The organism is Brevundimonas sp. AAP58 (genome assembly GCF_001295975.1).
GTDB lineage: Bacteria > Pseudomonadota > Alphaproteobacteria > Caulobacterales > Caulobacteraceae > Brevundimonas.
In genome coordinates this window covers 1-15,173 of sequence record NZ_LJHU01000071.1, presented here as the reverse complement: position 1 = coordinate 15,173, position 15,173 = coordinate 1, and the positions used below count along the sequence as shown (strand labels likewise).

13 protein-coding genes are annotated in these 15,173 nt (G+C 66.2%); 3 read left to right on the top strand and 10 right to left on the bottom strand.

Translation table 11 applies throughout. From position 1 onward, the window contains the following. Positions 1–4: 4 nt before the first annotated feature. From IP78_RS09825 to IP78_RS09795, 7 genes are all read right to left on the bottom strand, one after another. Positions 5–820 carry a carbohydrate ABC transporter permease gene (locus tag IP78_RS09825; RefSeq protein WP_054111504.1) on the bottom strand — a complete coding sequence of 272 codons (816 nt, stop codon included), beginning with the start codon at positions 818–820 and terminating at the stop codon, positions 5–7. Next, entirely contained in the window at positions 817–1,707 is an 891-nt protein-coding gene (locus IP78_RS09820; protein WP_197272432.1) for a carbohydrate ABC transporter permease, read from the bottom strand. Before IP78_RS09820 ends, IP78_RS09825 begins: the two co-directional genes overlap by 4 nt. Beyond that, entirely contained in the window at positions 1,704–2,963 is a 1,260-nt protein-coding gene (locus IP78_RS09815; protein ID WP_054111503.1) for a sugar ABC transporter substrate-binding protein, read from the bottom strand. Before IP78_RS09815 ends, IP78_RS09820 begins: the two co-directional genes overlap by 4 nt. Then, positions 2,960–4,384 carry a glucoamylase family protein gene (locus IP78_RS09810; RefSeq protein WP_054111502.1) on the bottom strand — a complete coding sequence of 475 codons (1,425 nt, stop codon included), beginning with the start codon at positions 4,382–4,384 and terminating at the stop codon, positions 2,960–2,962. Before IP78_RS09810 ends, IP78_RS09815 begins: the two co-directional genes overlap by 4 nt. Positions 4,385–4,470: 86 nt before the next feature. Further along, complete coding sequence (locus IP78_RS09805; protein WP_054111501.1) at positions 4,471–7,503, bottom strand: carboxypeptidase regulatory-like domain-containing protein; 3,033 nt, start codon at positions 7,501–7,503, stop codon at positions 4,471–4,473. Then, positions 7,500–8,546: a LacI family DNA-binding transcriptional regulator gene (locus IP78_RS09800; protein WP_054111500.1), complete on the bottom strand. Its 1,047-nt coding sequence runs from the start codon at positions 8,544–8,546 to the stop codon at positions 7,500–7,502. Before IP78_RS09800 ends, IP78_RS09805 begins: the two co-directional genes overlap by 4 nt. 268 nt (positions 8,547–8,814) lie before the next feature. Beyond that, entirely contained in the window at positions 8,815–10,347 is a 1,533-nt protein-coding gene (locus IP78_RS09795; protein ID WP_054111499.1) for a carboxylesterase/lipase family protein, read from the bottom strand. Positions 10,348–10,467: 120 nt separating this feature from the next. Between IP78_RS09795 and IP78_RS09790 the strand changes: the two genes are divergently transcribed. Continuing rightward, positions 10,468–10,845, top strand: a complete 378-nt coding sequence (locus tag IP78_RS09790; RefSeq protein ID WP_054111498.1) for a response regulator — start codon at positions 10,468–10,470, stop codon at positions 10,843–10,845. Here IP78_RS09790 and IP78_RS09785 read toward each other — a convergent pair. Both IP78_RS09785 and fni read right to left on the bottom strand, forming a co-directional pair. Further along, positions 10,832–12,433, bottom strand: coding sequence for an NAD(P)/FAD-dependent oxidoreductase (locus tag IP78_RS09785; RefSeq protein WP_054111497.1), 1,602 nt, complete (start codon positions 12,431–12,433; stop codon positions 10,832–10,834). The genes IP78_RS09790 and IP78_RS09785 overlap by 14 nt on opposite strands. Further along, positions 12,433–13,461 carry a type 2 isopentenyl-diphosphate Delta-isomerase gene (gene fni / locus IP78_RS09780; RefSeq protein ID WP_054111496.1) on the bottom strand — a complete coding sequence of 343 codons (1,029 nt, stop codon included), beginning with the start codon at positions 13,459–13,461 and terminating at the stop codon, positions 12,433–12,435. The genes IP78_RS09785 and fni overlap by 1 nt, the downstream gene beginning before the upstream one ends. 65 nt (positions 13,462–13,526) lie before the next feature. On the opposite strand from fni, the gene IP78_RS09775 reads away from it, so the two are divergent. Then, complete coding sequence (locus IP78_RS09775; protein WP_054111495.1) at positions 13,527–14,030, top strand: sterol desaturase family protein; 504 nt, start codon at positions 13,527–13,529, stop codon at positions 14,028–14,030. Next, on the top strand, positions 14,027–14,764 hold the full coding sequence (locus tag IP78_RS09770) for a fatty acid desaturase (protein WP_054111494.1): 738 nt from the start codon (positions 14,027–14,029) through the stop codon (positions 14,762–14,764). The genes IP78_RS09775 and IP78_RS09770 overlap by 4 nt, the downstream gene beginning before the upstream one ends. A 57-nt stretch (positions 14,765–14,821) precedes the next feature. On the opposite strand, the gene IP78_RS09765 is transcribed toward IP78_RS09770, so the two are convergent. Further along, positions 14,822–15,173, bottom strand: a 352-nt coding sequence (locus IP78_RS09765; RefSeq protein WP_197272431.1) for a squalene/phytoene synthase family protein, incomplete at its 5' end; no start/stop codon positions are given.

Here is a 15,173-nt window from a genome sequence, read left to right as displayed (position 1 = left end):
GCGTTCAGCCCTTCACGCTCCCGGCCAGCATGCCGCGGATATAGAAGCGCTGAAGAGCGAGAAACAGAACGAGCACCGGTGCTACGGTGATGACCGCCCCGGCCATCATCATCTCGATGTCCTGAACGTGCTCGCGCGACAGGGCCGCGAGCGCCACCGGCAGGGTGTAGTTGGACTGGTCCGTCAGGATGATCAGCGGCCACAGGAAGTCGTTCCAGCTGCCCAGGAAAACGAACAGGGCCAAGGTCACCAGGATCGGGGTCAGGGTCGGGAGCACGATGCGGCGGAAGATCTGGCCCTCGGTGGCGCCGTCGACGCGCGCGGCCTCCAGCATCTCGTCAGGGATCGACAGGGCGTACTGACGCACCAGGAACAGGCCGAAGATGGAAGCGAGCCAGGGGACCAGCGCCCCGGCGTAGGTGTTCACCAAGCCGACCGACTTCAGCATCAGGAACAGCGGCAGGGTGCCGATCTGGGCGGGCACGACCAGCGCCGCGACCAGCAGCTGGAACAGGCGCTCGCGGCCCGCGAACCGCAGCTTGGCGAAGGCGTAGCCGGCGGGGACGGTGAACAGGAGCGCGAGCCCGGTGGCGAGGGTGGCGAGCGCGAAGCTGTTGAAGACGTAGCGGCCCATGGCGCGCTCGACGAAGAGCTCTCGGTAGTGCTCCAGCGTCGGGGCGGACGGGATGAGCGGCGGCGGGAAGTTGGCGGCCTCTCCGCTCGACATCAGGCTGACCGAGACCATCCAGGCGAGCGGAAACAGCACGATCAGGCCGATCGCGGCGACGCCGAGGTTCAGCAGGATGTCGCGCGGCTTCACGTGTGCTCTCCGCCGAGGCGTCGCGACACCGCCAGCTGGAGCATCGTCACGGCGAAGATGCAGACGAACAGGACGAAGGCGACCGCGCTGGCGGAGCCCAGGTTCCACCATTTGAAGCCCTCTTCGTACATGAAGTAGAGCACGGTGACGGTCGACTGGGCGGGGCCGCCTTGCGTCATCACATAGGGCTCGGCGAACAGCTGGAAGAAGCCGGCGACCGAGATGATGGACACCAGCAGCAGCGTTGGCGCGATGGCTGGGAGCGTCACATGGCGGAAGCGGGCGAAGGGGCCGGCGCCGTCGATGCGGGCGGCCTCGTGCAGCTCGTCGGGCACGGTCTGGAGCACGGCCAGGAAGATCAGCATGTTGTAGCCGAAGGTCTTCCACACCACGAACAGCAGGATGGCGGGGATGGAGGTCGCGGGGTCGCCCAGCCAGTCGACGGCGGGAAGACCGATGGACGTGAGCGCCCAGTTGATGACGCCGTAGCGGGTGTTGAGCAGGTAGTTCCACAAGACCGCCGTGGCGACGAGCGTCGTCACGAAGGGGGCGAAGAAGATGACCCGCCAGATCGGCCGCCACTTCACCGTGCGGGCGTTCAGCAGCAGCGCCGCGCCCAGCGACGCCGCGATCGACAGAGGCACGCCGATGACGGCGAACAGCACCGTGTTCTTCATCGCCTGCCAGAACAGGGGGTTGCCCAGCAGGCGCGTATAGTTCTCCAGCCCGATCCAGCGCAGGTTCGACAGGTCAGCGAGCGCATAGATGTCGAAGTCGGTCAGGCTGAGCAGCAGGGACGACACGACCGGGACAACGAAGAAGACCGCCAGAGCGATCAGGGCCGGCGCGATGAAGCCCCAGGCGGCGCGTTCGCGGGCGGCGATCATGCGCGGCCCCGATCCAGCATCCAGCGGCGCTTCTCCAGCAGGCGATCGGCGCGGCGGTCGATCTCGGCGGCGGCCTGCGGGACCGTGAACTCACCCCGCACCATGCGTTCGGCGACGATCTGCATCTCGGTGACGATGCGTTCCCACTCCGGCACTTTCGGAACGGCCTTCGCGCGTTCCAGCTGGCCGCCGAAGGCGGTGACATAGGGGTCGGACGCCACCTTCGGCGCGGACCAGGCCGAGGGGCGGGCGGGCAGGCTGCCGGTGATGACGTTGAACTCCGCCTGCACCGCTGGGTCGGACAGGTAGCGGACCAGCTTCCACGCCGCCTCCGGGTTCGGCGAGGACCGGAAGACGGCGAGCGACGATCCGCCGGGGGCCGAGGCACCGGGGCCGGTCGGGCCGGGCACGCCGGCGGTGGTCCAGTGTGGTTGCACCTCGGGCGGCAGGCGGGTCTTCATGTCGCCGATGGTCCAGGGACCGGAGAAGTAGAAGCTGAACCAGCCGCGCGCGAACTCGGTCCAGACGTTGGAGATCTGCGATCCCGTGGCGACGGGCGCGAGGCCGTCGTCGAATAGGCTCTTGTAGAAGGCGAGCGCGGCCTGAAACGACGGGCTGGCGAAGTTTCCGCGCGTGCCCTCGTCGCGAAGCAACGGTTGATCGCCTTGAAGTCCAAACGTCAGAAGCTGCTCGAACTCATTGAGAGGCAGAAGGATCGCGTAACGATCCGGCCCGACGATGCGCTTGACCGCGGCCATCGCCGCCTTCCAGTCCGCCCAGGTGGTCGGCATGGCGTCGTATCCCGCCTGGGCCAGCAGGTCGGTGCGGTAGAAGATCAGGCGGGTGTCGACATACCAGGGCGTGGCAACGGCGCGGCCGTCGATCTGGTTGGTGTCGAGCACGGCCGGGAACTGGTCGGACAACAGGTCCGAAGCCGCGTCCGGCATGGGCGACAGGGCCCCGATGGCCGCCATTTCGGCCACCCAGGTGTTGCCGATCTGGCTGACGTCCGGCAGCGAGTTGCCCGCATATCCGGTCAGCAGCTTCTGGTGCGCGGCGGTCCAGGGCTGGGGCTGGACCTCGACACGGATGCCAGGATTGGCGGCCTCGAAGGCAGGGAGCAGCCGGGGGACGTTCGTCCCCTCATTCCCCATGGCCCAGAAGGTCAGACGGGTGATCCCGTCATCGCGTCCGCACCCCGCCAGAGCCGCGCCGACGCCGGCCATCAGCCCCATCGCCGCCCGGCGGTGGATCATGCCTCCAGCCATCCGCCGGTGAAGCCCGCCGCCTCGAGCCCCCGGCGCAGATTCGGTTCGGTCCGCATATGGCGCCAGACCAGGTCGGTGCGGGCGTTCTCGATCATGACGACGATCGGCCCCTGGTCGATGCCGAGGTAGTCGCCGTCGACCCAGCCGACGCCCGGCACGATGCGGCCGTGCTGCAGCCGTCCTTCCCGCTCGGTCAGGGTCGGGTTGAAGCTGTCGAGGAAGCCGTAATCGGTATAGATCGCCTCGCCGTAACGGGCCTTCATGGCGTTGAGGCAGGCGGTGACGTCGCCGGGCGCGAAGGGGTAGCTGGCCATGGCGGCGGTGGGCGCGATGGTGCCGTCGTCGCGGTCGCCGGGGCCACGGGCGGAATAGCTGAAGAACTCCCGCTCCCGCGCATCGATGACCTGTTTGAAATCGCCCGGCCCGTCGCAGGCGGTCAAACCCCAGACGTCGGCGGAGTAGCCGTCCCAACCGCCGGGGTTGGCAGTCGCGTAGTTGCGCTGAGCCTGAACGGCGCGGACGCTGTTCTCGAAGTAGTCGAACGGCCCGATTTCGGCGGATTTCGCCCGCATCCAGGGGTCACGAATGCCGCGATAATCCACGAACATGTGGCTGTACTGGTGCCCGAACAGCGGCGGGAAGTGCAGGTGGGCAGGGCCGTAGGCGTCGGTCCAGCTGCGGTCGTAGATGCTGCACCACTCGGTCCAGACGGCGGGCGAGACGGGGTGGGTGCGGCTGCCCATGGCCAGAAGCAGCACCAGCATGCCCTCGTTGTAGACGTGCCAGTCGGCCTCGATGAAGCCTGTCTCGGGGTGCCAGCCCATGCTGATGCGGTTGGGCCGGACGACGACCCAGTCCCACTCGACCCGGTCGTAGATGGCCTGGGCCAGGCGGCGGATCTCGGCTTCGTCGGCGTGATCGCGGTCGAAATAACGGGCGGCGAACAGCATGCCGCCGAGCAGCAGGGTCGTGTCGACCGTGGACAGTTCGGTGCGGCCGAAGCGGTGGCCGGTGTCCATCTCCAGGAAATGGTAGAAGAAGCCCTTGTAGCCGGTCATGCCGGTGGCCTCGGGGCCTTGAGGCGCGTCATGGAAGAAGCGCAGGGTATTGAGGGTGCGCGCCCTCGCCTCCTCCCGACTCATCCATCCGTTCTCGACGCCGATGGGCCAGCAGGCGAGTGCGAAGCCGACGGCGGCGACGGAGCAGAAGGATTGCGTCGGCCATCGGTCGGGCGTCAGACCCCGGTCGATGTCGGTTACCCGAACGAACCAGTCGAAGGTGCGGCGCTGGAGCTCCGCCACTTCCGGATCGAGCGAGCGAACACCCGCTCCCCCGGCCATTGACGCACACCCGCTGCCCATAAGGGCGACCAGCGCGCCCGAAGCCATCAAAAATCCGCGACGATCCATGTCGTCCCTTCTACGCCAACGCCCCCGCGTTACAAAAAAGATGGCCGCCCCTCCGGGAGGAAGGAGCGGCCAGTCTCAGGAGAGCCCTAGAAGCTGTAGCGGAAGCCCAGCTGGAAGGTCCGAGTCGGGAACAGCACCCGCGACGGACGCCCGAAATTCGGGTTCGGGTTGGTCGCAGAGCCGGTGCCGCCGTCGAAGCCTGCGTAGTTGTAGAAGTCGAAGACGTTGATGGCGTCCACGAACAGCGACAGCTGCGAGCCGTTCCAGAGGTCGAAGTTCTTGGTCAGGCGCAGGTCCAGGTTTCGGTAGGCGAAGGCGTCCGGAATGATGAAGTTGTCCGTCTGAGGACGGCCGGCGTTGGGGCGATAGACGAAATTGGCACCAGTGCCGTCAAATACGTCAAACGGCGTGCCCGAGCCCAGCGTCAGAATGCCCGACAGCTGGAAGCCGGCCGGCAGGTCGACGATGCCGTTGGCCACGATGCGATGTTCCTCGTCGTTGTCCGACGGGCGGACTGGCGAGTTCTCGATATCGAAGCAGTCGAAGCAGAAGGCGTCCCGCCCCCCGTTCTGCTCGGCGTTGGCGAAGGTGTAGGCGATGTTCAACCCCCAGCCGCTGTCGCGGGTGTAGGCCTTGTCGGCCTTCAGATAGAGGGCCGTGAACTCGCGCGACTTGTTGTGGTCCGAAACAAGGTACCCCCGGTAGGGATTGGTTCCACCCGGTCCGCAGAAGCCACCGTTGTCGCCGAAGCCGCCGCCGACCGACGGCCGCGTGGGTTCACGGCAGCGGTTCAGATACAGCCAGGTGAACTCGTTTTCGGTATTGCCGTAAGCAAGTGTCAACTCCGTCTGCCAGTCGCCAAAGCGCTGACGGACACCCAGGTTGAACTGATCGGTGCGCGGCGGCTCCCAGTCATTCCGCAGAAGGAAAGCCTCGCCACGCCCAGGGATGCTCTGGAACACGGGATCCAAGCCCGCGACTGTACGGAAGGATTCCTGCCACAAGATAGGATCGTTCGGCGTGCCTGCCGCCGTTCCCACGGGCCGCCCACGCGCGGGATCCGTACTGAAGAAGGCATTCTGGCGAATATCGAACGGCTTGACGATCTCGTCATAGGAGAAGTTGAAGTTGATACGATCGTAGTACCGGCCCGCGCCGCCAAAAATGACGGTCGCCCGGTCCCCAAACACATCGTAGGAAAAGCCGATCCGAGGCTGGAAGGCACCGGCAAAGGGTTCGCGGTTGTTTCCGGTCGAGATGTAGTCAGCCTGGTTGAACCAGCTGGGAACATAACCAGCGGGCTTGCCGCCATCCGTCGACGCGATCCATTGCGCCAGACCCGTCACGACATTCGCCGGCGTGACATAGTCCTCATTTCCCGCGTTGGTTTCATAGTCCCAGCGTAGGCCAATATTGAGCTCCAACTGGTCGGTAATGCGCCAATCGTCCTGAATGTACAGGCCCACGACGGTGTTATCGAGGTCGACGGTCGGGAAGGCGCGACCGAGTTCGACACGGTACGGAACCGTGGTCGAACCGCTGAGCCCCGGCAATCCATCAACATCATAGAAAAACTGCGGATTGCGGCCGAAGAACTTGTTTACCTCATAGTTCTGGAACGAAACCTTGGCTCCGACCTTCAAGGTATGGAAGCCATTCCAGTCGAACTCGCTGAACGTCAGATCGTTACGAAGCGTCAGGGCATTGTCCGCAATATCCTGGAAGCTGTCACGGCCACCGATGTTTAGGATGGTCAATCCACCGAAGGGATCCGGGCCATTCTCGAATAGCCGGTAAGACTCACCGATGTCCGTGAAGTTCGCCGCACCTGGAGTGTATTCATACTGCCGGTAGTCGACAGCTAACTCATTCAAAAAGTTATCGGTCTGCCACTGCCAGCGCAAATTGCTGCTGATTGTGCGTTGCGCGAGGTCGTTGGCACGCTCAAAGGCGTTGGCACCGCCAAAATCGCGAAGCTCGCTTTCATCACGATAAGTGACGCTCCATTCGACGCGATGGTCATCTGCGGGTTGCCAACTGAGCTTGCCGAAGAACAGGTCTTCCTCGAAGGGCGACTCGAACGTGCCGATAAACTGACCGAACTGGCTGACGAATCGGGGATCCTGTCGTCCCAGATTGACCACGACAGGCCGAACCTCGTCCTTACGTTCATAGGTGGCAAAGAAGTGCAAGCGGTCCCGAATGATTGGACCACCGAGGGCAAATCCATACTGCTGTACTTCAAGCTCGGCCTGCGGATCACCACGGCGGCGTGAGAACACGTCCTGCTCAATAAAACTCTGGTCGCGGTAGGTCCCAAAGATTTCGCCGGTGAACTCATTGCCACCCGATCGGGTCACCGCCGTGATGATGGCCGAGGAGGCCTGTTCATACTCGGCCTTGAAGTTCTGGCTGACGACGCGGAATTCCTGGATGCCGGCCTGCGGGAACGGGTTACCTCGGCTGTCATCCTGGCCAATAATACCGCCGGCGATGACGTTGGACTTCAAACTCGCTCCGTCGATGAATGCATTGACGGACTCGGCGCGCTGGCCACCGGCGGTGATCTGCTGTTCTTCTTCAGTCGCAGAAACCCTTACGCCGGGAGCCAGGGCCGCGAAGTTCAAGAAGTTGCGGTTGATCTGCGGCAGGGTCTGAATCTGCTGGGTCGTGACGTTGGTGGCGTTCTCGGGCGTGCGCACCTCGACCAGGCGACGGCCGACCACTACGATATCGTCCACCGCTGTGCCGCCAGCATCGGCCGAGGCCATCGAACCGACGTCAAGATCCAGGTCGCCGACCTGGCCGACACCGATGGACACGGTATCAGTCGCCGTTTCGCCGTCGGAGGTCGTGACCGTGACCTCATAGGATCCAGGACGAAGGCCAGAAAGAACGTAGGTGCCACCGGCATTCGTGCGCGTTCGGGTGGTGAAGCCACTCGCGATGTCACGGGCGACAATCTCAGCAGAGGCCTCTGCGGCTCCACCATCGGTGACGGACCCCCGCAGCGTCCCCCCTGTAACCTGGGCTGAAGCGGCCGTCGCGACCATACCGGTTGCGAGAGCCAGCGCCGAGGCGGCGACAAGCGCGCGAGCGCGCACGGTATTACGGTTCATGTTGTCTCTCCTGAAAAGCCCTGATTGGAGGCCGGTGCCCCGCACGACTGGCGAACCACCAGTCGAGGGGTAATGATTTCGCGCACGGCGTCGTTGGCAGCTCGAGGAGCCAAGGCGACACCGCCTTCGATATCCGCGAGAAGACGCTCGACAGCCCGACGGCCCATGCCCGCGATGTCGATATGCAGCGTGGTCAGACCGGGGCGCACCAGATCCGCGATCGGGACATCGTCGAAACCAACCACCGCCACGTCATCGGGACACCGCAAACCGGCCTCCTGAATGGCCAGAAGCACACCGATGGCCATGGCATCGTTGGCGGCAAAAATAGCGTCGGGGCGGTCGCTGGATGCGAGAAGCCGCGCCGCGGCGGCGAAACCGCTGGCCTGGGTGAACTCGCCCTGGGCCAATATCGGGGCTGTACCGGCCGCGGTGACCGCGTCAACATAACCCTGCTTGCGCTCACGCGCCTCAACGTTGCCGTTCGGTCCACCCACATGGGCGATGCGCCGTCGACCGAGACCGAGCAGATGCTCGATCGCCGATCGAGCACCGCCGACGTTGTCCACAGCCATCGAGGGCTGCTGTCCGTCCAGGTCGCCACCGTTCATCAACAGGACAGGCAGACGTCCCGAAAGGCTGGCGGTCAGTGCGCCCGAGTCCAGATGCGGCGATAGGACGATCAGACCATCGACCCGGCCACGCATGGAGCGAATGGCGGCAGACGCGTTTGCAGCGTCGTCGTGGGAGCTCGAGACAATCAGATGGCGACCCTGGGCGCGGCAGGCGACGTCCATGCCCCGGATGAGCTCCGAGAAGAACTCGCCGAAAAGATCCGGCAGGATGACCCCCACCACATCAGTGCGGCTGGTCGAAAGGCTGCGGGCACCGGAGTGCGGGACGTAGGACAGGGCCTCGACCGCTTCGAGCACCTTGGAGCGCGTCGGCTCGGCGACGACACCCGCCCCGGTAAGGACGCGCGATACCGAGGCCACGGAGACTCCGGCGCGTTCGGCCACATCACGGATGGTCGCCGCCTTCACAGGCGCGATCCTAAGGCGCGGGCACCAGTCGTCTGGAGCAGAGGGGCCAAGTCGGTGTCCTGAAGCGTTCCCGTCGTGCCGGCCGCCTTCGCGACGGTCCGTCGACTTCTGTAATCGGTTACATGGCATAGGGCGAAGCCGCCCCGCAAGGGTCTAGATTCCGCCACAAGAAAAAATCTCGGTTTGTGTGGCCGGCGCGGCCGATCTCTGGGGAGGCGGCTGTCGCTCACCCCTGGGCCATCATCACCTTGACCTACGGATGGCGGAATTACTGGGCGATCGCGCCTGAGTCCGGGCGGATACGGGCGTGGTAGGCCTCCAGGAGATCGAGCCGCTCGCCATGCGGTACCGTGATGACCCGCGGCCCGTCGTTGGTGAACTCCAGCAGCCGGTCGCCGTCCGTCAACGGCCACTCGAAGTCTGCATCTGTGACCGGCGCACCGGTACGAGCCATGCCGGTCCAATAGTCGGCCATCAGGTCAGCGGCGGCTTGGTCGCGCGTCTGCATGGGACGGCCGACGGTGTGGAGATTATCGAAGACATAGGGGCGCTCGGACGCATGGGTCGCGCCACCGCTGGGTTCGGGGTTCGAGGCGGCGACGACGTCAAACCGGTAGAGCCAGGTTGGATGACCAGCACGGCGATGAAGACGGGCCAGATGCCTCGCGGGCTCGTTGAAGACGAGGTCGCTGACAATGTGAGCGTTGTAGCCGTCGAGGCCACCGTAGGCCTCTACGAGAGCATCGTACTCGCTGTCTGTCAGGGCGTCGTCGAGACGGCCGTAGGCCCCGGCATCCGTGGGGCGGATCCACCAGAACTCGGCGCTGTTCGTGCCGATGATCAGAGGCACAGGCGCCTGACGGCCGGAAGCGAAGGCTTCCACGACGTCCTCGGGAACGATCTGGTCGTCGAGGACCAGATTGTCCGAATAGAAGGCCGGCATGGGGGTCAGCAGGCGCTCGGCCGGCAGGGCGCGCAGCTGATCGGCTGTCGCGTCCACCAGACCGGCGGAACGGGCGAACTGCAGGCCCAGGGACTGGGCGGAGGGTCGGCCGGGTCGATCTTCGGACAACAGGGCTGACCGTTGGCGGCCTAGGCCCGACTGCACGATGGCGGCGTGGAAAAGGCCCCGGGCAGTGGGCGCGACCATCAGCTGGGTGACAGCCGCGCCGCCTGCCGATTCTCCGAAGATGGTGACGCGACCGGGGTCGCCTCCGAAGGCCGTGATGTTGTCGCGCACCCACTGGAGCGCCGCGATCTGGTCCATGACGCCGTAGTTGCCGGCGGCCGCGTCGGCCGCGCGCTCGGCGGCCAGGGCCGGATGGTCGAAGAAGCCGAGCCGGCCAAGGCGGTAGTTGATCGTGACCACGACCACGCCTCGGCGCGCCAGGTTGGTCCCGTCATAGAGCTCCGCGGTGCCCGAGCCGTTGTTGTAGCCGCCGCCGTGGATCCAGACCATGACAGGCAGGCGCTCGGCTCCCGCTGGGCTCCAGATGTTCAGCGTCAGGCAGTCCTCGCTCATGGGCGGGGGGCCGACTCCGGGATCGCCATTGGCTGGCGGCTGAATACAAATCGCGCCGGGGCGGTTGGCCGCGCGAACGCCCGTCCAGGGATCGGCAGGCTGCGGCGCACGCCAGCGGAGGGCCCCGACGGGCGGCGCAGCGTAGGGTATGTTCCGGAAGGAGACCACGCCGTCGGCGCTCCGGCCGGCGAGGCGTCCCTGCGCGACCTCGACTTCCGGCGGGCCAGACGTCGGCGCAGACAGCAGGGACATTCCGAACACCAGGACCGAAAGCAACATTCGGCGATCCTAGCCTCAAAGGTCCGGTCGGCAATGGCGTGAGGCCATCTGGCGGCGGATGAAAATCTGCATTACGGCACGGCGGCGAACGCGGTCAGGCGCGGGGAGCGGAGGGATGTCATGACGACCGGACTGGACGGATGCCGCGTGCTCGTCGTCGAGGATGAATCCCTCGTCGCCATGCTGCTGGAGACCATGCTCGAAGACATGGGCTGCACCCCGGTCGGTCCGATCGGCACGGTCGATGAGGCGCTTGAGGTCATCGCCGCCGATCCGGGGCTGGACGCCGCCCTGCTGGATGTGAACGTGGCGGGCCGGGTGGTGTTTCCGGTGGCGTCCGCCCTTGCAGAGCGGAATGTCCCGTTCCTGTTCTCGACGGGCTATGGCGAGGGCGGCCTGCCGGACGACTGGCGCGGACGACCCACCATTCAGAAGCCTTTCACCGAGGCGACAGTGCGCGAGGCTCTGCAGAAGACGCTCGGGATCAGTCTGGCCTGATCCGCTTGAGGATGGCCTTGGCCGCATTGTGCCCCGGCGCGCCGGTCACGCCACCGCCGGGGTGGGCCCCAGATCCGCACAGATAGAGGCCCGGAACTGGCATGCGGTGATCGGCGTGGCCGAGAACCGGGCGGGCGCTGAACAGCTGATCCAGCGTCAGGCGGCCGTGAAAGATGTCGCCGCCGATCAGGCCGAAGCGGCGCTCCAGATCGAGCGGCGTCAGCGCCATGCGGCCGACAACCGAGGCCTTGAAGCCCGGCGCCCAGCGATCGACCGTGTCGATCATCAGGTCGGCGACCGTTTCGCGATGATCGTCCCAGCTGCGGCCATCCGACAGTTGCGGCGCGACGTGCTGGCAGAACAGGCTGGCGACGTGGGCGCCCTGCGGCGAGAGGCTGTCGTCCAGCGTCGAGGGGATCAGCATCTCGATGATGGGCTGGGACGACCAGCCGTTCAGTCGCGCCTGCGCATGGGCGCGGTCCATGTAGGCGAGATTGGGCGCGAGGATGATCCCGGCCGTCAGGTGGTCGCCGGGCTCTGGACGCGCGGTGAAGCGCGGCAGCTCGGACAGGGCGACGTTCATGCGAAAGGTGCCGGAACCCGAGGCGTAGCGGCCGATCCGCTCACGGAAATCGGCCGGGACCACGGCCGGATCGACCAGCCGGTCAAACAGCAGACGCGGGTGGACGTTGGCGACGATTGCGCGGGCGCGGACCGTGTCGCCAGCCGCCGTGACGACGCCGACCGCCCTGCCCTTCTCCGTCAGGACCTGCGAGACGTCGGTGTCCAGACGGATATCGACGCCGGCTTCGACGCAGGCGGCCGCCATGGCCTGGGTGATGCCGCCCATGCCACCGATGGCGTGGCCCCAGACGCCGCGCTTGCCGTTCACCTCGCCGAAGACGTGGTGCAGCAGGACGTAGGCCGAGCCCGGCGTGTAGGGACTGGCGTAGTTGCCGACCACACTGTCGAAACCGAATAGGGCCTTGATCGGATCGCTCTCGAACCAGCCGTCCAGCCAGTCGCCGGCGGACTTGGCGAACAGGTCCAGCACGTCGCGGCGGCCCGTGAGATCGAGCCTGCCCAGGCGACGGGCCAGGGAGGCCGACTTCAGCATCTCCGGCAGGGCGTCGCGCCAGCCGCCGTCCGGCAGGTTGGGCGGTATTTCGAGCACGAGCGCGCGCAGCACATCGGCCACGGCCTCCAGACGGCGCCCGTATTCGGGCAGGCGCTCGGCGTCGCGGGCGGAGAACTGCGCCACGGAGGCCCCTGTGCGACCCTCCCCTGCCTCCAGGGCGCGGCCGTCGGGCAGGGGCAGAAAGTTCGACATTCGCCGCTCGACGACCCGCAGGCCGTGCCGGGCCAGCTCCATGTCAGCGATGACCTTCTGGTTGAGCAGGCTGACGGTGTAGCTGGCGGTGGAGTTACGAAAGCCGGGGTGGAACTCTTCCGTTACTGCGGCACCGCCGACGACTGACCGGCGCTCCAGCACAGCGACCCTCAGCCCCGCATGGGCGAGGTAGAAGGCGCAGACGAGGCCGTTGTGGCCGCCGCCGATGATGACAATGTCGGTGTCTGTCGAGGCCATCACGGGGATTGAAGCGCAGCGCGCCGAAGGTCCTGCAGATTGGCAGAACCCGTACAAAAGCAGGCGGTCCGGAGCTGACGAATGGCCAACTCGAAGTGGTGGACCACAGCCTCTGATGAGCGGGTCGCAGCCTCCAGAACGCCAGCAGCTTGCCCCACGATATCGGCCCCGAGCCGGATCGCCTTGGCGGCATCAAGGCCGGTCCGGATGCCTCCCGAACCGATGATTAGAGCTTGCGGACAGGCCACACGGACATCGGCGATCGCTCGTGCGGTGGGGATGCCCCAGTCGGCGAAGGCGAGCGCATGAGCCTTGTCGGCCGGATCGGTGGCCCGCTCGCCCTCGATCAGGCCCCAGTTCGCCCCCCCTGCCCCGGCCACATCGATGGCGGCGGCCCCCATGTCGATCAGACGGCGGGCCGTGGCCGCCGAGATGCCGGCACCCGTCTCCTTGACCACCACCGGCGCATCAAGCCTGCGGATCAGGGTTTCCAGGGCGGCGGCGACGCCCCACCAGTCACGGTCGCCCTCAGGCTGGCAGGCCTCCTGCAGGGGATTGAGGTGAACGATAAGGGCGTCCGCGCCGATCATGTCCATCACCCGCCGGGCCTGATCCACGCCAAAGCCCTGTGTCAGCTGGGCCGCGCCGATGTTGGCCAGGAGGGGGGTGTCGGGCGCGCGGTCGCGCAGAGAAGCATTCAGCCCACCGTGCGCGCCACCTTCGAGCGCGCCACGCTGTGAGCCGACGGCCAAGCCGATTCCCAGCGCCTGAGCGGCCTCGGCCAGATGGGCATTGATCGCCTCGGCGCGGGATGGACCGCCGGTCATGGAACTGATGAGGAAGGGTGCCTTCAGGCGCCGGCCCAGGAAGTCAACGCCGAGGTCGATCTTGGCGTGATCGAGATCAGGTAGCGCCTCGTGGACGAAGCGAATTGCATCAAAGCCGGCATCACGGGCGTGCCGCCCGCCGCCGGACAGGACAACGTCCAGATGCTGGTCCTTGCGGTCTCGGATGATGTCTTCGCTCATTTTCTTCTGCTTAGCGACGCGCGGTCGCGGTTGGAACCATGCGCGGCGCGGCGTAGAGTCAAAGAATGACGATCGTCTGGTTCACATTGCTGACGCTGGCCGTCTTCTTCCTGATGGAGGGAGTGGCCTGGTGGACGCATCGCTACATCATGCACGGGCCTCTGGGCTGGGGTTGGCACCGCGACCACCATGAGCCGCATGACAAGACCTTCGAGGTCAACGACCTTTATGGCGTCGTAGGAGCCGTCGTCGGGACGGGCCTGTTCGTTGTCGCCTGGCTTACGGGTCTGTGGTGGGTGCGAGCGATCGCTCTGGGCGTAACCCTTTATGGCGTCGTTTACGCCTTCGTGCACGACGGCCTGGTGCACCAGCGCTGGCCCTTCCACTGGATGCCGAAGAACGGCTACGCGCGGCGGCTGGTGCAGGCGCACAAGCTGCATCATGCGGTCCAGACCCGGGACGGGGCGGTGTCGTTCGGCTTCGTCTTCGCGCCCAACCCGCAAAGGCTGAGCGCCATCCTTAAGGCGCGCCGGGCGGAGCGGGCGGCGACGGACATCCCGGCCGAGTGACGAGACAGCGCCAGACCGTCGTCGGCCTGACGCTGGCCGCCCTGATCGTGGGCGGCTGGATGACGCTGCACGTCTGGGGCGTGTTTTTTCAGCCGCTGGCGGGGCCGGCCCTGTTCGTTGTCCCGCTGCTGATCCTGACCCAGAGCTGGCTGGGCGCGGGCATGTTCATCGTGGCCCATGACGCCATGCACGGCTCGCTGGCGCCGGGGCGGCCGCGCCTGAACGCCGTCATCGGCCAGATCTGCGTGGGGGCCTACGCGGCGTTCTCGTATCGCAAGCTGAACGTCTGCCACCACCAGCACCACCGCGCGCCGGGCACGGCCGAGGACCCGGACTTCCATGCCGAGCGGCCGGAGGCCTTCCTGCCGTGGTTCTATGGCTTCTTCACCCGCTACTTCGGCTGGCGCGAGTTCGCGATCGTGACGGCGGTGCTGATCGCGTATCTGCTGATCGGAGCCACGGTCGCCAACCTGATCCTGTTCTGGGCCGTGCCGGCCGTTCTAAGCGCGCTGCAGCTGTTCGTGTTCGGAACATGGCTACCGCATCGGCACACGACGGGCGACGGGTTCGCAGATCATCACCATGCGCGGACGATCCCGATGCCGTGGATCGCGTCGCTTTTGACCTGCTTTCACTTCGGCATGCATCACGAGCATCACCTTACGCCGTCCGCGCCGTGGTGGAAATTGCCCGAGGTTCGACGGACGACACTGGCTCGTAGTCAACGTCCCTGAGTTCTCACTCGGGCGTCGTCGATTTCACCGCCGCTCAGTCGTCGAATTCCTCGCGTTTCAGACCCGCGTCCACATCGCGGCGCGCGGCGGCGGGGCCTTGCCGCGGTCGAGCGTCTGGGTCCAGACGGCGATGAGGGCGCCGCGGCCGAACAGCCAAAGCTTCATCAGCCGACCGACCGAGACGCGCTCGCGCCAGACGCCGGGACCGCGTCGGCGGACCTTGCGGCCGATCTCGCGATAGACGCCGCGCGCGGCGGCGATGGCCATGGCCGAGCGGAACGGAAGGCCGCGCAGGCCGTCTCGGGCGCTGTCGTAGTAGGGCTCGGCCACGGCCAGCAGGCGGGTCGTGACGGTGTGGACGTTGGCCCGGTTCGCGGGATCGGCGACGGCTTCCGCGGTCGGTTCGAGC

Coding starts and splice junctions, on each gene's coding strand:
- IP78_RS09820 (WP_197272432.1), bottom strand. CDS start 1,707: ATGATCGCCGCCCGCGAACGCGCCGCCTGGGGCTTCATCGCGCCGGCC.
- IP78_RS09815 (WP_054111503.1), bottom strand. CDS start 2,963: ATGATCCACCGCCGGGCGGCGATGGGGCTGATGGCCGGCGTCGGCGCG.
- IP78_RS09810 (WP_054111502.1), bottom strand. CDS start 4,384: ATGGATCGTCGCGGATTTTTGATGGCTTCGGGCGCGCTGGTCGCCCTT.
- IP78_RS09805 (WP_054111501.1), bottom strand. CDS start 7,503: ATGAACCGTAATACCGTGCGCGCTCGCGCGCTTGTCGCCGCCTCGGCG.
- IP78_RS09795 (WP_054111499.1), bottom strand. CDS start 10,347: ATGTTGCTTTCGGTCCTGGTGTTCGGAATGTCCCTGCTGTCTGCGCCG.
- IP78_RS09790 (WP_054111498.1), top strand. CDS start 10,468: ATGACGACCGGACTGGACGGATGCCGCGTGCTCGTCGTCGAGGATGAA.
- IP78_RS09785 (WP_054111497.1), bottom strand. CDS start 12,433: ATGGCCTCGACAGACACCGACATTGTCATCATCGGCGGCGGCCACAAC.
- fni (WP_054111496.1), bottom strand. CDS start 13,461: ATGAGCGAAGACATCATCCGAGACCGCAAGGACCAGCATCTGGACGTT.
- IP78_RS09775 (WP_054111495.1), top strand. CDS start 13,527: ATGACGATCGTCTGGTTCACATTGCTGACGCTGGCCGTCTTCTTCCTG.